Raw genomic sequence first — 18,534 nt, 5'->3', positions numbered from 1 at the left:
AAAACACTAGAGCGCTAGAAATAATAAGTCTCTTTACTTCAACGTAAAGAGACTTATTTCTTTTTTACGTAGCGTTTGATGTTACCTTCTTTAATATATTCTAATTCTCCTTCTTTGCAGTAAGCCGTGAGATAAACGGAGAATTTATTGCTCTCACTTTTATCAGATTCCAGCTTTTCAATAACTTGCGCAACCCGTTTAGGGGTTTGGAAGAAGTCACTGTTATTGACTAATTCGTCTAGTTTTTTGGTGATATCTATTCTATGTTTTGTTGATGGAGGAAGTGTGTAGAGCGGTGTGAGGTCTATATCATTTGCAAAAACCTCCTTGGGTTGTATTTTTAGAGCACGACAAATAAGTAGGAAGTTATTCAATGTAGAGCCTTTGCCCTTTTCTAAGGCTGAGACCGTATTGACGGTAAGTCCTGTCATATTTGCGATGTCATTCTGTGAGAAAGACAATGCTTCGCGTCGTGCGCGAAGTTTAGCGCCGATGCCAATAAGTATATCCCGGTTGATATGTCGCACATCGCAAATAGAATCATTGTTTGCGCAAATTTTATATAAATAAAGTTTAATAAATATTTGCTTTTAGTAAAAGATGTTGTATATTTGAAGTGGAAACCATAATATCTTAGCTTATGCAAACCGAATTTTTATTTTTATAAGCGAAATAAGGGGCTAAGAATTAATCTTGACATAATTTATAAGAGATTTTGATTGTTCTTTAATGTATTGGGATTGAAAGCCTAAAAAAAATATTTGGCAATAGGTGGTGGTGGTCTATGTGTCCGTTTATAGTGTGTTTATAATACAAATTTTAGGACACACAGCCCGGTATGAACGGGAAGCACATGGACTTCTTTACCACCGCCGAAACCAATAAGATCCCCAACTTACGCAGCCTCGTAAAAAATCCGCTAAGTATACACGTCATACGGGGCTGTCGTAAGTTGTTTTTACAAAAAAAATAGGGAGCCAAGCTCCCTATTTTTTTTGTAATTATTTTTAACCTATTTTTTCTTTCCCTTTTTAGGTGCATCTACGGCCTCTTTAAGAGCCTTACCTGCCGTAAATTTAGGGAGTTTTTTCGCAGCTATTTTGATAGTAGCACCCGTTTGCGGGTTTCTACCGTTGCGAGCAGCACGATCAGATATACCAAAAGTTCCGAAACCAATTAAGGTCACGTTTTCGCCCTTTGCTAAAGATGAGGATACGGCTCCTGTAAAACTGTTAACGGCTTTCTCTGCTTGTGACTGCGTAATTCCAGCCTCGCTGGCAATATGCTTAATCAAGTCTGTTTTGTTCATTATTATTCAAGTTTAAGATTTATAGTTTAATACACTAATTCTATGCCACAAATACAAATTTTAGATAATAATCTAATTTTTTATCCGACCCTCCCTAGCAGCTTATCTTATTAGGCTTAGATGCTTCCGGTTCGAATATAAATATAATATCGTTTAAACCAAAATTAATCCTAAAGAATAATAATTTTTTTCTTTCTTCTTAAAAAGAAATCTTTAAAGACTCAAGTTTATCGATTACTACATTGTTTTATTGCCTTCGTAGTGAATCATCCAAGTGATGCCAAACTGATCTATGAAGGAAGAGAACAATTCAGCAAAGAATGTTTCACCCAGATCCATTTCCATGGTTTGTGCATTTACGCTGAGTTTATTATGCAGTTCCCGTGCCTGTTCTGCCGAGTCGGTGTCCAGCATAATATAGTTAGCTGTACCAAATACAGCTTTTTGACCAAAACTCTCGACGCAGTCCGAACCCATGATCATCGCATGCTCGTTAATTCGCAAAGCTGTGTGCATGATTTTGCTTTTGTCTGTTTCGGAGATGCTAAAATTTGGATCTGCGGGCATATCTCCAAATCGATGAACCCCTTGTAGCGGGCCGCCGAAAACAGTTTGGTAAAACTGAAAAGCTTCTTCACAGTTTCCATTAAAATTGAGGTAGGCGTGTAGTCTTGTCATGATTTTAAATTTTTTCGATAAACAGCTTGTTTGCCATATTATCTTTAACCAAAGATAAGCGCTTGGAAAAAGTGATATCTTGCCATAAGACAAGAAACGAATTTAAAACATAATGGGTGTACCGGTATCTAATCCATTGTTTTTTGCTAACACACCACATAGGTGGAATAGTAGGCGCGCGCCGACATTCCCGTCCCATTCATCCGTTTCCCCCGGTGCTACCTCGACTAAGTCAATACCAATGATATTCTTGTCGGAATTCGCTAAAGTATTCAGCATATAGGTCGCTTGTTCATAGGATAGTCCACCCGGTACCGGTGTTCCAGTATTTGGGCAATACCATCTATATAAGGCGTCAATGTCGAAACTCACCGCAACGTTGTAAGGAAGTAAACCGATCATTTCATCGACTTGTTGCCGCCATGTTTTACCTTCAAATTGTTTTGCTTTGAGATCGGCATCGGTAAAAACGTGTATTTTATCAGAAGATTTTACAACAGAAACCTCTTGTTCACAAAAATCACGTATTCCTACTTGAATCAATTTGCTAACTTGAGGTAATTGAATAGCATTGTACATAATAGAAGCGTGTGAATAGGTAAAACCTTCATATGCGATGCGAAGATCCATGTGTGCATCAAAATGAAGAATACCAAAATTATCATATTTATCAGCCAAAGCACGGTAGTATCCTAACGGAGTAGAATGATCTCCACCGAGTAGGATGACCTTTTTGCCTTTGGCAAACCAATTTGATACGTGTTGATGTAAAGCATTATTCAAAGACTCACAAGCTTCGTTGATGATCGCTAAATCTGCTTGGAGTTCGGGGCTCTGTTGAATGTCCTTTCCCGCTTCTAAGGCTTCTATAATAGGTTGGGCCAACTCTTTGTATCGTTCACTATTGGATACCCAATGCGCCGGAGCTTCGTCCATGTATATACCAAGTTTCCATAAATCGGGAAACTCCTGATGAAGTAAGTCTACTTGAAAAGATGCTTCCATAATGGTTTCTGGACCTAGTGATGCTCCTTCACCATAGCTCACGGTTACTTCCCATGGTACAGGTACGACGATAATTTCACTTTCGTCGGCAGTAAACGGTAGGCCATAGATGCTAGCATCAGCCAAGCCTGGCTGCGATGGATCAAAATTTGCTATTTTTTGTTCTTTTGTAGACATGGTGTAATGATTTAATTTTGGTTGTAAAGATAATAGAAAGATAAAAATAAAATAGATACATTAACTTAATACAATATTAATATTGGATTTGTTAATATTGTACCTTATTAAAAGGTATAATCAACACCATCAAAAATATTATTTGTGAGATACGGAGCTATAGACATCGGATCTAACGCGGTTAGATTATTAATTGCGGAAGTTAATCCTGAAACTAAACCTGTCCAGTTTAAAAAAGAAGCACTTATTCGCGTACCTTTACGCTTAGGTGATGATGCGTTTATAGATCATCATATTTCAAAATCTAAATTTGATAATATGGTGAAAACGATGCAAGCTTTTCGGAATCTAATGGATGTTTATCGTGTTTCTGATTATATGGCTTGTGCTACCTCCGCCATGCGAGAGGCAGACAATGGCGGAGATATTGTGAAGGCTTGTCAAAAAGTAGGTATCGATATTCAAATCATAGATGGGAGTAAGGAAGCGAAAATTATTTATAGCAGTCATCTTCAAGACAAGATGAATGCAGATAAAGTTTATCTTTATATCGATGTGGGAGGTGGAAGTACAGAGATCTCGCTTTTTGCAGATGGAACGTTGGTGGCTTCCAAATCTTTCAATTTAGGAACTATCCGAATATTGGATAACCAGGATAAACCCGAAACCTGGGATGATATGAAACAATGGATAAAGGAGCATACCAAAAAATACAAACACATATACGGGATCGGAACAGGTGGGAATATCAATAAGCTTTCACGGATCGCTAATGATAAAGCCGACAAACCGATGTCTTATGCTAAGCTTCGAGCTATTTATCAGCATTTAAATGCTTATTCGCTGAAGGATCGTATTCATGTGTTGGGGTTAAAGCAGGATAGGGCTGATGTTATTATCCCGGCTGCTGAGATTTTCCTAACCATTATGAAAGTAGGACGGTTAAAAAATATTGTTGCTCCTAGGGTGGGGTTAGTAGATGGAATTATTCAGACTTTGATAGACAATAACTTACAGAAATAATCTTAAAATTGCTTGAAATCTTTTTCAAATGTCCTAAAAAGCATTACTTTTGCTAACGCAATGCCCAGGTGGCGAAATTGGTAGACGCACCATCTTGAGGGGGTGGCGCTCGCAAGGGCGTGGCAGTTCGAATCTGCTCCTGGGCACAACGGAAAAAACCTTGCGAAAGCAAGGTTTTTTTATTTAGAAGTGGCATCAAGCTGGCTTTACACTGAAACTTCCTTAATTTCTTTCAATATCACGGTCTTTTGTTTTTCCTTAAATTTAAAATAGGAAGCTATCATGGCTTTTGCCAATCGCTTTGTTGATAGGGGTTCATACCTTTTAAAAAGACCGATAGCATTGAATGCTTTTAGTAATTTTATCATAGCTTTTTCTCCTTTTCGATCGGAGTCAGGTCTTTCGATACCGCCGGGATGAAGGATAACCAACTGGGTGAAATTTAACTTTTTAATATTTTCCTCTAAGGAGCCTTTCATTTTATTATAAAATAAAGAAGACTTCGCGTTAGCCCCGAAAGCCGAAAGCAGCAGAAAACTCTCCACTCCACTCGCTTTGGCTATCGATGCAAATTCCAGTTGGTAATCGTGATCTACCCGCCATTGTGCATCTTTACTACCTGCATCTTTCAAGGTCGTGCCGAGACAGGAGAAAGCGACATCGCCTTGAATATACGCTTTATAATCGCTGAGTTTTTCAAAATCAACAACAATCTCGGTCAATTTAGCTTGCTGACTAAAAAAATTCCTGCGAACCAATACGGTCACTGCATCAAATCGATTGTCTTCCAAAAGTTGCGCGACCAGTTCCTTTCCCGTAGCTCCGGTACCGCCAATGACGATTGCTTTCATCCGTTTTTCTTTTATAATTTATTTCAATTTTAATCCTTCTAAAATAAAATATTTTCGCCATCTAACAGAATTATTGACCGTCATTGCCATTTTCCTATGTCTTCAGATGTATTCCGATGAACTAAGTGGTACATATTATTCAACAGCGTTGGCGGAATATATATTGTTAGAATTTCTTGTCTTACGAAAAGTTATATCGCAAAATATTTCTATAACTTGTTGTTGTCATAACAGCTAAACTTTTAGTATGGTTGAAAGTATACTTTATATGAAAATTAAAGACTTATTTCATCATGAAAAATAACATTTACCCCTGTATCTGGTTCGACAAGGAAGGAAAAGATGCCGCGCAATTTTACATGGACACATTCGGTGACGGAAAAATCACGACAGACGCACAAATGGTTGTGACGTTTGAACTGAGTGGGCAAAAATTTCTGGCGCTTAATGGCGGACCGGAAATCAAGCCCAATCCGGCTGTTTCGTTTATGGCTGTTTTGGAAGATAAAGACGAACTGGAAAGTATCTGGAATAAACTATCTGATGGCGGAACAGTATTGATGCCGTTAGATAAATACGAATGGAGCGATAAATATGGTTGGGTTCAGGACAAATTTGGTGTTTCATGGCAACTTTATTTTGGGAAAGTAAATGAAGATGTTCATGGACAAAAATTCATTCCGACTTATATGTTTACGCAAGAATACAATGGTAAGGCGGAAGAAGCGTTGAATTTCTATGTGAAATTATTTAAAAATGGGAAGGTGGATGGGGTGATGAAACACGAAGAAGGGGAGATGAAAGATTTGGTGATGCATGCGCAGTTTGTACTGGACGATTATGTTATGGCGGTGATGGACGGAGGAAACGGGCACAATTTTCAGTTTTCGTGGGGAAATTCGATGTTCATTGAATGTGAAACACAAGAAGAAATTGACCACTTCTGGAATGCTTTTGCAACGAGTGGAGAAGAAAGCCAGTGTGGATGGGTCCGGGATAAGTTCGGGGCTTGGTGGCAAGTGATTCCGAAACAATTAGTCGGCTGGATGACCGATCCCGAGCTCGCACCCCAAGTGAGTGCTGCTTTTTACAAAATGCAGAAAATCGATATAGAAACGCTGAAAAAAGCTACAGAATAGCAAAAGCTTAATGAGATAAAATGCCGAAAATTGTTTTTATAATATGGTCAACAGTCTGGGTAGAAAAATGCAGCTCGCAACAACGACCGACATGATAGCGCTTATCAATACGGCGGCTGCGGCTAGATCTTTGATTATTTTGATTTTGTGATGGTACGTCGGTGATATATAATCACAGATATTCTCTACCGCTGTATTGACTATTTCTGTTGTGAAGACGATTCCGATACACAAGATTACCGCTAACCATTCACTTTTATCAATGTCAAAATACCATCCGCAGGTTATTGCGATAATACCGGCAACGAAATGTATCCTAGCATTAGGTTCTTCACGGATAAGATGAAGTAATCCTTTAAAAGCATATTTGAAACTCTGGATCCTGCCCAAGGTAAATTTTTTATTATTCGGCGGCATCATAGCAGCGTGTTTGGGGTATGTCGGTTATAGTTTATTAGCCTTAGCGGTAATCTCGGCAATATCCAACACCTGTATCTCGTGTTCCTTTTCTTTCGCCTTGACACCGTCCCGTAGCATGGTCATACAGAATGGGCAAGCGGCTGCCACTATAGTTGCCTTCGATTCGATCACATCTTCCACACGTTCGACATTGACGTCTTTTTTTCCCGGCTCAGGTTCCTTGAACATTTGTGCGCCACCTGCGCCACAACATAGGCCGTTGCTCCTACAACGTTTTAATTCAACCAGATCTGCATCAAGTACCTCTAATACTTGCCGGGGGGCTTCATATACTTCATTGGCGCGACCTAAATAACAGGGATCGTGGTAGGTGATGCCTTTTCCTTTGAATTCATTTCCATCAGCAGGTTTGAGCTTTCCTTCGGCTATCAACGATTGGATGAGTTGAGTGTGGTGGACAACTTCGAAATTCCCACCTAAATTCGGATATTCATTTTTTAGCGTATTGAAACAATGGGGACAGGCTGTGACGATTTTCGTTATTTCGTATCCATTTAGGACCTCTATATTCATCATCGCTTGCATTTGAAAGAGAAACTCGTTTCCCGCTCTTTTTGCTGGATCACCGGTGCAATTTTCTTCTGTACCTAAAATGGCGTATTTGATGCCTACATGGTGTAGAATTTTACAAATAGATTTGGTGATACGTTGGGCACGCTCGTCAAAACTGCCTGCACATCCAACCCAAAATAAAAGATCAGGACGTTCGCCTTTTGCTATCATTTCTGCTACCGTAGGGATATGAAGTTGATTTTCCATAAATCGTTATTCGTTTTTCGTGACTCGTGATTTGTTTTTACTTTTACGCTTCACGCGTTACTCATTACGCCAATTAGCACGATCCGCTTGTGCGTATTTCCAGGGAGCACCGTTATTTTCCAGATTACCGAACATCGCGTTAATGCTCGCAGGCGCCTGTGATTCTTCCATTACGGCGTATTGGCGTAATCCAATAATAATCTCTAAGGGGTCAATATTCACCGGGCATGCTTCTACACAGGCGTTACATGTTGTGCACGCCCATATTTCTTCTCTCGTGATATAGGTATCTATTAATGATTTGCTGTCATCTTTAAAATCTCCGTTTTTTGCCATATTTTGTCCTACTTCTGCTAGTCGATCTCGCGTATCCATCATAATTTTACGAGGTGACAACAGCTTACCGGTAATGTTAGCAGGACAGGCAGCCGTACAACGGCCGCATTCGGTACACGTATATGCGTCTAATAGGTTTTTCCAAGTGAGATCTTGTACGTCCTTCACACCAAACCGACTAACTTCTCCTGTAGGAGGGGGGAGCGATGGATCTAGCATCGCCTTCACTTCTTCGGTTACAGCAGGCATATTGTTGAATTTACCTTTAGGTTCCAATTTCGAAAAGTAGGTGTTGGGAAAAGCTAAGATAATATGTAAATGTTTAGATATAGGGAGATAATTTAAGAAAGCTAATACCCCAATAATATGAAACCACCAGCAGAACCGTTCTGTAATCATCAATGCAGAAGCAGATTCCGGTAATAAAGGTACTAGGAATTGACTGACTGGGAATGCACCCGCAGTGTGATAGGTGGGATGGCCAAGCTGTTGTAGCTTAAAGTCCGCGGCATTCATGAAAAGAAACGCCGTCATAAGCAATATCTCCGCAATTAAAATAAGATTGGCATCTGTCTTTGGCCAGTTTTTGAGTTCTCGACCGCTAAAACGATAAATATGTAGCGCATTTCGTCGAATAAGAAAAATAATACAACTGAATAGTACGGCGAAAGCCAACCATTCAAAAGCGTATATAAGACCATTATACACAGATCCTAACGAAGAAAAAACACGATGTGTGCCGAATAATCCATCGATAACGATCTCCAGCATCTCAATGTTGATAATGCAGAACCCTACATATACGCCTAAATGTAATAGGGCAGGAAGGGGCTTCTTAAACATCTTTTTTTGTCCGAAAGCAATCAGAAACATTAGTTTCAAACGTTCAACCGGTCTGTCGTTTCGATTTATTGCTTTTCCAAGCTTTATATTTTTGTAGATACGACTGGCGTTTCTAGCGAAAATCGCTACGGCGAGCACAAACAAACAAAAGAAGATGATTTGCCCCATCATAACTATTTTAGTTGGTTTCTACACAAATATAGCGATACGGTTTAATACTATGCTAGCATAATACATATTTGGAAAGATTAAAAATAGTGGATTTATAGTTTACTCTCTTTTTTTACCTTACGTTTTGTGTTTACGGCTCTTGCAGCCTGTTTGATAGCATATTGCCCTTCTAGATATTTCACAATCTCGCTGGCGATGTCTTTTCCTGTGGCCGTTTCAATTCCTTCCAATCCCGGTGATGAATTAACTTCCAAGATGAGTGGTCCGCGTACAGACGGGAGCATATCGACACCCGCTACGGTAAGTCCCATAGCTTTGGCTGCGGACACAGCCGTCTGCTTTTCTGCGCGTGTCAGCTTGACAATTTCGGCACTTCCACCGCGGTGGAGATTAGAACGAAATTCTCCCTCTTTAGCTGTACGTTTCATAGCGCCTACTACCTTTCCATCTACAACAAATGCCCGGATATCCGTTCCTTTCGCTTCCTTTATGTATTCCTGTATCAGAATGTTATTGCCTAGACCATAAAAGGCTTCAATAACCGAAGAGGCAGCTTTCTTCGTCTCGGCCAAGACGACACCGATGCCCTGTGTTCCCTCTAATAGCTTAATCACCAGCGGCGCACCACCGACCATATTGATTAAATCATCTACATCGGAAACAGAACGGGCAAAACCGGTAATTGGGAGACCAAGACCAGCACCCGACAAAATTTGCATACAACGTAGTTTATCCCGAGAACGTGTAATAGCCTGGCTTGGGTTGGCAGATACGACACCCATCACTTCAAACTGACGAACGATAGCCGAACCGTAGAACGTCAGTGACGAACCGATCCGTGGAATAATGGCGTCGATATGGGATAAATCTTGCCCTTTATAATGAATAGTAGGTTTTCCCTGCTGAATACCCACGTAGCATTTGCTATGGTCGATGACGACGCAATGATGTCCGCGGGATTGAACGGCTTCGACTAAACGTTTGGTCGAATAAAGGTTTTTATTTGTAGATAATACAGCAATATTCACGGAGCGTATTTTTTATAGGTAAAACAGATGAGTCTAGGATAAGTTTGGCGTATCATTTATATATTCTTTGCCAGATGGTCTTGTGATACATCGACTAAGAACTTGCCGCTAATGAAATTTCTACCCAACAGCATGGGATAAGACATGGTAGAACGATCTCTTACCGATAGTTTGATGTCGAGTAGTTTGTTGAATAATTTGATCTTCGTTATAAAAATATATCGTGTTTCGGATTGTCCGAAAGAGCTTTTCACTACACGTTCCCGATGAATAAGAAAAGTAAAGTCAGGATGCCCTTGAATTGTACACCGGATATAGCGATGTCCATCCTTTTCAAAAATTTCAAATTGATTGCAATGTAATACAGAGGTTTCCGCACCCGTATCCACTTTTGCACAAATATTATAGAGTCCCAACTCGGGTAGATCTACTATTTCTATGCGGCCAATGATACGTTTCTCTTGCATTTATCTCTAATTATAGCGCAAAGACTTTTGCCATTGTTTCCTACTCATATATAAACGTACCGTGTGGCGAGCGAATGGTTACTTTCTTGGAGGTAGCCTTTTCAACACGGCCGATGATTTGTGCCGGAATACCAAACGATTCCGATATCTGGATGATATCTTCAGCAATCTCCTGTGGAACATACAGTTCCATACGATGTCCCATATTAAAAACTTTATACATTTCTTCCCAATTTGTGTTTGATTGCTTTTGAATCAGATCAAACAGAGGAGGAATAGGGAATAAATTATCCTTGATAACATGCACGTTTTCAACAAAATGTAATACTTTGGTTTGTGCCCCTCCGGAACAGTGAACCATGCCATCAATTTGTGGACGATACTTGTCGAGAATAGTTTTGATGACGGGAGCATATGTACGTGTAGGAGAGAGGACAAGCTTTCCGGCCGTCACTTTTTCATTCTCATTTACTTTTATCGGATCTGTTAAATTGCAGCTGCCTGAAAATACCAATTCATAAGGGACAGCAGGGTCATAGCTTTCTGGATACTTTTCAGCTACATATTTATGAAAAACATCATGGCGGGCTGACGTTAAACCATTGGAACCCATGCCGCCATTATATTCTCTTTCATAGCTTGCTTGTCCGTATGATGCTAACCCGACAATAACATTCCCAGCTTTGATACGGTGATTAGAAATAATATCTTCCCGTTTCATTCGGCAGGTTACGGTGCTATCCACAATAATGGTGCGAACCAAATCCCCTACGTCAGCAGTTTCTCCTCCGGTTGAGTAGATACCAATACCTAATTGTCGCAATTCTGCAAGAATATCTTCTGTGCCGTTGATGATCTCAGCAATCACTTCACCGGGGATGACATTTTTATTACGTCCAATAGTAGAGGAAAGCAAGATATTGTCAATTGCACCCACACAAAGAAGATCATCTACATTCATGATAATGGCATCTTGGGCAATACCTCGCCAAACAGAGCTATCACCAGTCTCTTTCCAATAAACATACGCCAATGAGGATTTGGTGCCCGCACCGTCGGCGTGCATGATGTTGCACCAAGCTTCATCACCTCCCAGTATATCGGGTATGATTTTACAGAAAGCTTTCGGAAATAGACCTTTGTCTATGTTCTTGATTGCGTTGTGTACATCCTCTTTGCCTGCGGACACACCCCTTTGGTTGTATTTTAAGTCTGACATCGTATGTGCAAAAATAATAAACCCAATGATATTCCTATAACGGAAAGATAAATTATTAAGCTGTGCTTGCCATTTTACGAACGACTTCCCAAGCACCTAACAACCGTTCTTGATTAAAACTGGCGTTTGCGGGGCTCGTGCTCGGAAGCGTGATATATTGAATGCCAGCAGTCCGTTTAAAATATTTGTCAAATAGTTTTTGTGCTTTTTGCCCGTTAAAGCAAACGCTCTTGATATCGGGGTTATCTTGAAGCAGTCGGTCTATTTTGTTAGGACTTTCCGCTAAGATGTCTGTGTCCATGCTGCCTTTTCGAATGGCCACCTCGCAAACATCCCACAATGCAATATGATGTTCATGTAATAAGTTGACTCGACTAGTGTAGTCCATCGGAATCGGTACGGATAGGAGTATGGCTAATATCTTCCAAAAGCGATTTTGGGGATGCGCATAATATTGGCTTTCCTGCAGCGATTTATCGCCCGGTAAGGAGCCTAAAATCAGAAGTTTGCTCTTTTCGGGAATAATAGGAGCGAATGATTTCTTGAACATGGTTCGAATTTAGAGAAATTCTTCGATTTTTAGTAGCTTTGTCTAGAACGTTATGAAACAAAAAAAGAAAATAATCGTTGCTATTACAGGCGCTAGCGGATCGATATACGCCAAAGTATTATTGGATAAATTAAGCAAGCTGAATGATCAAGTGGCAGAGGTGGGTGTCGTGATGTCTGACAACGCTAAGGATGTGTGGAAATTTGAGTTGGGAACGGAGGATTACCAACAGTATCCTTTTACATTTTACAATAAAAACGATTTTATGGCGCCGTTTGCTTCTGGTTCCGCTCGCTTTGAAACGATGATCGTATGTCCCTGCTCTATGGGTACATTAGGACGCATTGCACACGGGATATCCTCTGATTTGACTACCCGGGCAGCAGACGTTGTTTTGAAAGAACGTAGAAAACTGGTGTTGGTTACGCGTGAAACCCCATTAAGCGCTATCCATATACAAAATATGCATTTAATAACACAAACTGGAGGGATTATATGTCCGGCAAGCCCGTCGTTTTACAGTCTTCCCAAAACGTTCGAAGAACTAGCTGCTACAGTAGTAGATAGGGTTCTTTCGCTCTGTGATCTTCACGTGGATAGTTACGCTTGGGGCGATCAGTAATAAAAACCACATTTTCAATATCGGGGTTTCGATATATTTTGTACATTTGTTTTTCAATGAAACAACGTATAAATTTGGATAATTACATTCCATATTTCATTGGTTTATCTCCAGCAAAGCAGCATTGGTTTGTTCCTGTATATGTTTCGTTTACCTTCCGATTAAAAACACACTTTTTCTTATTACCTTTTTGTTTAAATACTATTCATGGATAATATATTGATTTCTTCTGCGCAGCTTATATTGCCCGGTCATCCGCAGAACGGAAAGATAGTTGACATACTTATTGAAAAAGGATGTATTAGCCGTATCGCGCCGAACATCAAGCCGACAACTAAAAAATTACATATTGTAGATGGAAAAGGAGCGGTGGTTTCAGCCGGTTTTTTCGATTTGCATGCTAATTTTGGTGAACCAGGCTTAGAAACCAAAGAAGACATCACGACAGGTATTGCAGCGGCGGCGGCGGGTGGATACACGGGAGTAGCTGTTTATCCGAATACAAACCCACCTATTCACAGTCGCTCGGAAGTTGCATTGGTCGTCAATACTGCTAAAGGGAATATAGTAGATGTATATCCGGTGGGTACGATAAGCAAAAAGCGCGAAGGAAAGGAACTTGCAGAGTTATATGACATGCAAAAGGCGGGAGCAATAGCTTTCAGTGACGGAAATCAAGCCGTTCAGCAAGCAGGTCTAATGGGGAGAGCATTGTTGTATGCGAAAGGATTTGAAGGATTGGTTATCTCTTTCGCAGAAGACGAAACTGTAGCTGGTGGGCATCAAATGAACGAGGGACAGATGAGCACTTATTTAGGTATGAAAGGGAAACCAAATTTAGCTGAATCGCTCATGGTCTCTCGAGACTTGTTTTTGGCTGAATATAACGACGCTCGTGTTCATTTTACATGTATTTCTACCGCAGAATCAGTAGATTTGATAAAAAAAGCTAAAGCAAAAGGACTAAAGGTGACCTGCGACGTTGCGGCGCATAATCTCGTGTATACGGACGAGGAAGTGGTGGGGTTTGACAGTAATTTTAAGGTCAATCCACCTCTGCGGACTAAGAAAGATATAAAAGTACTTTTGAAAGGGTTGAAAGAGGGGACGATAGATGCTGTTGTTTCACAGCATACACCACACGAAGTGGAATATAAGAATGTGGAGTTTCATATCGCACAAGAAGGTATAGTAGGTTTGCAAACAACATTACCGTTTTTAATAAGGGCTGGTCTCACTCCCGAAGATATTATTCGGTATTTGGTTGTACAACCCAGACAAGTCGTCGGTAAGGATATTCCAACACTTGAAGAGGGAAGCGAAGCTAATCTGGTGCTGTTTGATATGCATGCAAAATGGCGATTGACGGCGGCTACGAACAAATCGAAATCGGAAAATAGTCCTGTTTTTGGACAAGAATTAATAGGTAAAGTAAAGTTGGTAATTAACCATAGTCAATTGGTTGAAAATAAATAAGATATGGATGCAAAAGTAAAAAAGGCGTTTGACGCCGGTATGTACACGTATGCACAGATCGAAGGAATTGATGTAGGAGCGTTTGAGATAGCCTTGCAACAGGCTTTTGATAAAGAGGCGCCTTTTATCGATAAAGTGGAGGCATTGGACGAAGCTTTCAATGAACACCAACGTTTCGAAGAACTTCGAGAGATTTACTTCGATTTATTGATGGTCAACTTCTTTGCAGAAGATGTGCAGAAATTGGAAGAAGATTATTTGGACTCCCCAGAATGGGAAGCTATTGAAGAAGAAACCATTGATAGAGGCACTGAGTTATTAAACATGTTTCTCTATTTGCAGGAGTGTGAGGATGACGATATAGATCCCTCGCTGGATGACTATTTAAAAGAATTTCTTTTGGTCGAAGAAGATGAGTTTCAGGATGAATATGCTATTTATGAAAAGGTAATCGCTAATCAGATTTTGGTGGAGAGTACCTTTGCTGAAATACATAAGGTAGCTTCGTCATTATCTCCGCAAGATGAATTGAAGGAGCTGTTCTATCCCGTAATGTCTTTCTTTAATGAGCCGTATCCCGAAAAGGAACAAATAACGGAATATCTCGATGCTTCCGATAATAAACCGTTGGATGGCGCTATTTACCAGATTATTGTCAACTTTAATAAATAGATTATGAATCACGATTTTAATTCAACTTTTCCTACGGAAGAAGTAAAAAAAGAAGGTATTAAATATGGGATTTATTTAGGCGTTATCTCTTTGGTTATAAGCATTGTGTCCATGTATGTGCTGGTAAACAGCGCAGACTTTAAGATAAGCTCGATGGTGACAGGAGGCGTTTCTTTTGTGCTTATCATTGCATTGTCTGCTTATTTTGCGGTGCTACTGAGACGAGTGGCAGGAGGGTTTTGGAATTTTAGCCAAGCGTTGAAAGGAATTTTTGTGATGTTGGCCATTACGGTTATTATCTCCACGGTAGGAGGTGCTTTGTTCAATTTAGCGAATCCCGAACCACAGCAAATCGTTTTTGATAAAACAATCAATTTAACCATCGAAACCATGGAAAGTATTGGAGCAGATGATGACCTTATTGATAAGCAGGTGGCCGATTTAGAAAAGCAAAGAGATGAGTTACGGGAGTTTTCCATTGGGCAAAATCTTAAAGGATTGGGTGTGGCATTGATTATGTATTTCATTTTTGCGTTGATTCTTGCGGCGATCTTAAAACGTGAGCGACCTGTCTTTTTGCCTGTACAGAATAATTTAAACCAAGAAGACAACGAAAGGCAAGATAAGCCCGAGGAAGAATAATATGGATATATCGGTTGTTGTCCCTTTATATAATGAGGAAGAATCTTTACCTGAATTAACGGAGTGGATTCGCCGGGTGATGAACGAACGCGGCTTTTCCTATGAAATTATTTTGGTGGATGATGGGAGCAATGATGCGTCGTGGAAAGTAATTGAGGAGCTGAAACTACAGCATGAACAGATTATAGGCATCAAGTTTCGTCGGAATTATGGTAAATCAGCAGCCTTAAATGTGGGATTCAGTGCTGCCCAAGGAGATGTGGTGATCACCATGGATGCTGATTTGCAGGATAGCCCTGATGAAATCCCCGAGTTGTACGACCGGATAAAGAACCGTGGTGCCGATTTGGTGTCGGGTTGGAAGCAAAAGCGTTACGACCCATTGACCAAAACGATTCCTACAAAGCTGTTTAATTCTGTAACGCGTAGCATGTCGGGGATACATAATCTACATGATTTCAATTGTGGGTTAAAGGCATATCGCAAAGATGTCGTGAAAAGTGTTGAGGTGTATGGGGAAATGCATCGTTACATACCGGTCTTGGCAAAATGGGCAGGATTTAGGAATATACAGGAACAGATAGTTAAACATTATCCGCGTAAATACGGAACGACAAAGTTTGGCCCAGGTCGATTTGTTAAAGGCTTCTTGGATTTACTTTCCATCTTTTTTGTTGGAAAGTTTGGTAAACGTCCGATGCATTTTTTCGGAACTATCGGTGTCTTAAGTTTCATGATCGGTTTTTTTATTACCTGTTATTTGATATTCGAAAAATTGAGAAGCATTGCGGAAGGGACCGTATACCGAAATATAACAGACCAACCCCTGTTTTATCTTTCTTTGGTTGCTATTCTAATTGGAACGCAATTATTTCTGACTGGTTTTATAGCCGAACTTGTTTCCCGTAATTCTTCTGAACGAAACCAATATCATATCGAAAAAGAAATTTAGCATATGTTTTTCTCGATTGTGATTCCTGTGTATAACCGACCACAGGAAATTGACGAGCTTTTGGAATCATTGACTCAACAAGAATATTCACCTTTTGAGGTGATTGTGGTGGAGGATGGCTCGTCTAAACCGGCTAAACACGTTGTGGAAAGCTACCGCGAGAGGTTGGATATTCGTTATTATGAGAAAAAAAACGAAGGGCAGGGGTTTGCACGTAATTTCGGCTTCACCCATGCAAAGGGCGATTATTTTATTGTTTTTGATTCAGACATTATCTTGCCGGAGGATTATTTACAGCAAGTAGCTGCCGGCATACAACGGGATGGTTGGGATGCTTTTGGCGGGCCAGATGCCGCGCATCCATCCTTTACCGATATTCAAAAAGCTATATCCTATTCGATGACTAGCCCGTTTACTACAGGAGGGATCCGGGGAAATAAACAACACGTAGGAAAGTTTCATCCACGGAGTTTTAACATGGGGATATCTAAAAAAGTTTATGAACAAACACGGGGATTCAAATTAGCTCGTCGTTCAGAAGATATTGAATTTAGCATCCGTATGATGCAACAAGGCTTTCGCGTAGGATTAATTCCCGAAGCATTTGTATATCATAAGCGTAGAGCTACTTTTAAACAGTTTTTTAAGCAGACTTATGGTTTTGGCAAGGGACGTATAGATATTTATAAACTTTTTCCGCAAGAGTTGAAGCTGGTACATGCCCTGCCCGCCGTTTTTGTGCTGGGTTTATCCGGATTGATAGTATTAAATCTGATCCGAATATTACCGCTACTTTGCGGTATCGGCAATATAGTGCTGCTGATTTATACATTCTTGTTGTTTTTACACGCTTGGTTTAGCACAAAGAATATTCGTGTTGCTGGATTGGGAATCGTGGCTGCGTATATACAACTGATAGCCTATGGATTAGGTTTTATAAATAACTATGTGAAACAGGTGATGTGGAAAAAATAGGGTGTATTACCGCCTAATAATAGGATAAAGTTTTATAATTTAGAATCGTGCTAGCATTCACTCAACATAATTTAGGAAAACTAGAAGACCTTTTTGCTACATTGGGTTATCGGGTTCGGTATGAAAAGGGCTCTTTTCGGACAGGTGCATGTGTACTTCAGAATACACGGGTTATCGTTGTGAACAGATTTTCAAACCTCGAAGTTCGAATTCAGTCTTTAATACAATTATTACGTGATATGGAAGTAGACATAACACTATTAGACGAGAAGAAGGTAGCATTATACAAAATGATCAAGAAAGAAGAGGTAGCAGGGTGAAGGTAACTTTTTTAGGTACAGGAACTTCACAGGGTGTACCCGTCATCGCCTGCCAATGTGCGGTATGCCAGTCTACCGATGCACATGATAAACGCCTTCGTACGTCCATTATGATCCAATTGGACGATGATACGAATATTGTCGTCGATACCGGTCCTGATTTTCGTTACCAGATGTTACGGGAGGATGTACGTCGTTTGGATGCGGTATTGGTCACACACGCACACAAAGATCATATAGCTGGCATGGATGATGTTCGTGCTTTTAATTATCAACAACAAGAATCCATCCCTGTATATGGAACTGTTATCACACATGAGTCGTTAAAGCGTGAGTTTTATTATGCTTTTGGCGAACAGAAGTATCCAGGCGTGCCTCGGTTGGAACTTCGGCCGATTTTGGCAGGAGAGACCTTCCGTGTAGGGTCACAGCCTATTATACCCATTGAAGTGATGCATTATAAGATGCCTGTAATGGGGTTTCGTCTCGGAAATTTCGCGTATATTACAGATGCAAAAACTGTTTCCGACGAATCAAAGGCGTTATTAAAGGGTGTTGACACATTAGTTATAAATGCTTTGCAAGAAGAACCACACATTTCACATTTTACCAAAGAAGAAGCAATTACCTTTGCCGAGGAAATACAAGCTAAAACGACGTATTTTACGCACATCAGCCACCGATTTGGAAAGCATGAAGATATAGAAACGAAACTTCCCGAAGGTATTCGAGTGGCATATGATCGGCTTGTTATTGATGTTCAATAAAGCAAAACGTTATTCTTGTTAAAACTTTTCTGATTATTCCCTGTTCTATTATTGAAACATGGTATTCATTTTT

The 18,534-nt window shown here is 40.2% G+C and carries 22 protein-coding genes and 1 tRNA gene; 11 read left to right on the top strand and 12 right to left on the bottom strand.

Going from position 1 to position 18,534, the window contains the following annotated elements; translation table 11 throughout:
- Positions 1-53: 53 nt before the first annotated feature.
- From EWE74_RS05780 to EWE74_RS05765, 4 genes are all read right to left on the bottom strand, one after another.
- Complete coding sequence (locus tag EWE74_RS05780) at positions 54-527, bottom strand: helix-turn-helix domain-containing protein (protein ID WP_165384652.1); 474 nt, start codon at positions 525-527, stop codon at positions 54-56.
- 485 nt (positions 528-1,012) lie between these two features.
- Positions 1,013-1,309, bottom strand: coding sequence for an HU family DNA-binding protein (locus tag EWE74_RS05775; protein ID WP_130140537.1), 297 nt, complete (start codon positions 1,307-1,309; stop codon positions 1,013-1,015).
- A 237-nt stretch (positions 1,310-1,546) separates the two neighbouring features.
- The gene (locus EWE74_RS05770) at positions 1,547-1,987 is read right to left on the bottom strand and encodes a VOC family protein (protein WP_130140536.1); all 441 of its coding nucleotides are present in this window, start codon (positions 1,985-1,987) and stop codon (positions 1,547-1,549) included.
- A gap of 102 nt (positions 1,988-2,089) precedes the next feature.
- Positions 2,090-3,169: an agmatinase family protein gene (locus EWE74_RS05765; RefSeq protein WP_130140535.1), complete on the bottom strand. Its 1,080-nt coding sequence runs from the start codon at positions 3,167-3,169 to the stop codon at positions 2,090-2,092.
- A gap of 144 nt (positions 3,170-3,313) precedes the next feature.
- Between EWE74_RS05765 and EWE74_RS05760 the strand changes: the two genes are divergently transcribed.
- Entirely contained in the window at positions 3,314-4,192 is an 879-nt protein-coding gene (locus EWE74_RS05760; RefSeq protein ID WP_130140534.1) for a Ppx/GppA phosphatase family protein, read from the top strand.
- 62 nt (positions 4,193-4,254) lie between these two features.
- Positions 4,255-4,338, top strand: a tRNA-Leu gene (locus EWE74_RS05755).
- Positions 4,339-4,398: 60 nt separating this feature from the next.
- Here EWE74_RS05755 and EWE74_RS05750 read toward each other — a convergent pair.
- Entirely contained in the window at positions 4,399-5,043 is a 645-nt protein-coding gene (locus EWE74_RS05750; RefSeq protein WP_130140533.1) for an NAD(P)H-binding protein, read from the bottom strand.
- Between the two features lie 293 nt (positions 5,044-5,336).
- Here EWE74_RS05750 and EWE74_RS05745 point away from each other — a divergent pair, with 293 nt between their 5' ends.
- Entirely contained in the window at positions 5,337-6,182 is an 846-nt protein-coding gene (locus tag EWE74_RS05745) for a VOC family protein (RefSeq protein WP_130140532.1), read from the top strand.
- Between the two features lie 36 nt (positions 6,183-6,218).
- Here EWE74_RS05745 and EWE74_RS05740 read toward each other — a convergent pair whose 3' ends face one another.
- The 7 genes from EWE74_RS05740 to EWE74_RS05710 form a co-directional block, all read right to left on the bottom strand.
- A complete protein-coding gene (locus EWE74_RS05740) occupies positions 6,219-6,602 on the bottom strand; it encodes a diacylglycerol kinase family protein (RefSeq protein WP_206365148.1) in 384 nt (127 codons plus the stop codon).
- 24 nt (positions 6,603-6,626) lie between these two features.
- On the bottom strand, positions 6,627-7,421 hold the full coding sequence (locus tag EWE74_RS05735; RefSeq protein WP_130140531.1) for a (Fe-S)-binding protein: 795 nt from the start codon (positions 7,419-7,421) through the stop codon (positions 6,627-6,629).
- Positions 7,422-7,478: 57 nt separating this feature from the next.
- Positions 7,479-8,771, bottom strand: coding sequence for a (Fe-S)-binding protein (locus EWE74_RS05730; protein ID WP_130140530.1), 1,293 nt, complete (start codon positions 8,769-8,771; stop codon positions 7,479-7,481).
- Positions 8,772-8,863: 92 nt separating this feature from the next.
- Positions 8,864-9,799, bottom strand: coding sequence for a 30S ribosomal protein S6--L-glutamate ligase (gene rimK / locus EWE74_RS05725; protein WP_130140529.1), 936 nt, complete (start codon positions 9,797-9,799; stop codon positions 8,864-8,866).
- Between the two features lie 56 nt (positions 9,800-9,855).
- Positions 9,856-10,266, bottom strand: a complete 411-nt coding sequence (locus tag EWE74_RS05720; protein ID WP_130140528.1) for an ATP-dependent zinc protease family protein — start codon at positions 10,264-10,266, stop codon at positions 9,856-9,858.
- Between the two features lie 40 nt (positions 10,267-10,306).
- On the bottom strand, positions 10,307-11,485 hold the full coding sequence (locus EWE74_RS05715; RefSeq protein WP_130140527.1) for an AIR synthase related protein: 1,179 nt from the start codon (positions 11,483-11,485) through the stop codon (positions 10,307-10,309).
- Positions 11,486-11,540: 55 nt separating this feature from the next.
- Positions 11,541-12,035, bottom strand: coding sequence for a DNA-deoxyinosine glycosylase (locus EWE74_RS05710; RefSeq protein WP_130140526.1), 495 nt, complete (start codon positions 12,033-12,035; stop codon positions 11,541-11,543).
- 52 nt (positions 12,036-12,087) lie between these two features.
- On the opposite strand from EWE74_RS05710, the gene EWE74_RS05705 reads away from it, so the two are divergent.
- The 8 genes from EWE74_RS05705 (at position 12,088) to EWE74_RS05670 (ending at position 18,461) form a co-directional block, all read left to right on the top strand.
- A complete protein-coding gene (locus EWE74_RS05705; protein ID WP_130140525.1) occupies positions 12,088-12,657 on the top strand; it encodes a UbiX family flavin prenyltransferase in 570 nt (189 codons plus the stop codon).
- Positions 12,658-12,864: 207 nt separating this feature from the next.
- Positions 12,865-14,133: a dihydroorotase gene (locus tag EWE74_RS05700; protein WP_130140524.1), complete on the top strand. Its 1,269-nt coding sequence runs from the start codon at positions 12,865-12,867 to the stop codon at positions 14,131-14,133.
- A 3-nt stretch (positions 14,134-14,136) separates the two neighbouring features.
- Complete coding sequence (locus EWE74_RS05695; protein ID WP_130140523.1) at positions 14,137-14,805, top strand: hypothetical protein; 669 nt, start codon at positions 14,137-14,139, stop codon at positions 14,803-14,805.
- Between the two features lie 3 nt (positions 14,806-14,808).
- The gene (locus tag EWE74_RS05690) at positions 14,809-15,447 is read left to right on the top strand and encodes a DUF4199 domain-containing protein (protein WP_130140522.1); all 639 of its coding nucleotides are present in this window, start codon (positions 14,809-14,811) and stop codon (positions 15,445-15,447) included.
- Between the two features lies 1 nt (position 15,448).
- Positions 15,449-16,399: a glycosyltransferase family 2 protein gene (locus EWE74_RS05685; protein ID WP_130140521.1), complete on the top strand. Its 951-nt coding sequence runs from the start codon at positions 15,449-15,451 to the stop codon at positions 16,397-16,399.
- A 3-nt stretch (positions 16,400-16,402) separates the two neighbouring features.
- Entirely contained in the window at positions 16,403-17,374 is a 972-nt protein-coding gene (locus tag EWE74_RS05680; protein ID WP_130140520.1) for a glycosyltransferase, read from the top strand.
- A 47-nt stretch (positions 17,375-17,421) separates the two neighbouring features.
- Positions 17,422-17,694, top strand: coding sequence for a hypothetical protein (locus EWE74_RS05675; RefSeq protein WP_130140519.1), 273 nt, complete (start codon positions 17,422-17,424; stop codon positions 17,692-17,694).
- Positions 17,691-18,461, top strand: a complete 771-nt coding sequence (locus tag EWE74_RS05670; RefSeq protein WP_130140518.1) for an MBL fold metallo-hydrolase — start codon at positions 17,691-17,693, stop codon at positions 18,459-18,461. The genes EWE74_RS05675 and EWE74_RS05670 overlap by 4 nt, the downstream gene beginning before the upstream one ends.
- Positions 18,462-18,534: the final 73 nt, after the last annotated feature.

It is taken from the genome of Sphingobacterium corticibacterium (assembly GCF_004208525.1).
GTDB classification, from domain to species: domain Bacteria; phylum Bacteroidota; class Bacteroidia; order Sphingobacteriales; family Sphingobacteriaceae; genus Sphingobacterium; species Sphingobacterium corticibacterium.
The sequence above is the reverse complement of the archived record's forward strand: the minus strand, read 5'-3'. Positions and strand labels throughout refer to the sequence as shown.

Excerpts from the sequence above, each read along its gene's own strand:
- EWE74_RS05775 (WP_130140537.1), bottom strand. The coding sequence starts at position 1,309 with ATGAACAAAACAGACTTGATTAAGCATATTGCCAGCGAGGCTGGAATT.
- EWE74_RS05770 (WP_130140536.1), bottom strand. The coding sequence starts at position 1,987 with ATGACAAGACTACACGCCTACCTCAATTTTAATGGAAACTGTGAAGAA.
- EWE74_RS05765 (WP_130140535.1), bottom strand. The coding sequence starts at position 3,169 with ATGTCTACAAAAGAACAAAAAATAGCAAATTTTGATCCATCGCAGCCA.
- EWE74_RS05750 (WP_130140533.1), bottom strand. The coding sequence starts at position 5,043 with ATGAAAGCAATCGTCATTGGCGGTACCGGAGCTACGGGAAAGGAACTG.
- EWE74_RS05745 (WP_130140532.1), top strand. The coding sequence starts at position 5,337 with ATGAAAAATAACATTTACCCCTGTATCTGGTTCGACAAGGAAGGAAAA.
- EWE74_RS05740 (WP_206365148.1), bottom strand. The coding sequence starts at position 6,602 with ATGATGCCGCCGAATAATAAAAAATTTACCTTGGGCAGGATCCAGAGT.
- EWE74_RS05735 (WP_130140531.1), bottom strand. The coding sequence starts at position 7,421 with ATGGAAAATCAACTTCATATCCCTACGGTAGCAGAAATGATAGCAAAA.
- EWE74_RS05730 (WP_130140530.1), bottom strand. The coding sequence starts at position 8,771 with ATGATGGGGCAAATCATCTTCTTTTGTTTGTTTGTGCTCGCCGTAGCG.
- EWE74_RS05720 (WP_130140528.1), bottom strand. The coding sequence starts at position 10,266 with ATGCAAGAGAAACGTATCATTGGCCGCATAGAAATAGTAGATCTACCC.
- EWE74_RS05715 (WP_130140527.1), bottom strand. The coding sequence starts at position 11,485 with ATGTCAGACTTAAAATACAACCAAAGGGGTGTGTCCGCAGGCAAAGAG.
- EWE74_RS05710 (WP_130140526.1), bottom strand. The coding sequence starts at position 12,035 with ATGTTCAAGAAATCATTCGCTCCTATTATTCCCGAAAAGAGCAAACTT.
- EWE74_RS05705 (WP_130140525.1), top strand. The coding sequence starts at position 12,088 with ATGAAACAAAAAAAGAAAATAATCGTTGCTATTACAGGCGCTAGCGGA.
- EWE74_RS05700 (WP_130140524.1), top strand. The coding sequence starts at position 12,865 with ATGGATAATATATTGATTTCTTCTGCGCAGCTTATATTGCCCGGTCAT.
- EWE74_RS05695 (WP_130140523.1), top strand. The coding sequence starts at position 14,137 with ATGGATGCAAAAGTAAAAAAGGCGTTTGACGCCGGTATGTACACGTAT.
- EWE74_RS05690 (WP_130140522.1), top strand. The coding sequence starts at position 14,809 with ATGAATCACGATTTTAATTCAACTTTTCCTACGGAAGAAGTAAAAAAA.
- EWE74_RS05685 (WP_130140521.1), top strand. The coding sequence starts at position 15,449 with ATGGATATATCGGTTGTTGTCCCTTTATATAATGAGGAAGAATCTTTA.
- EWE74_RS05680 (WP_130140520.1), top strand. The coding sequence starts at position 16,403 with ATGTTTTTCTCGATTGTGATTCCTGTGTATAACCGACCACAGGAAATT.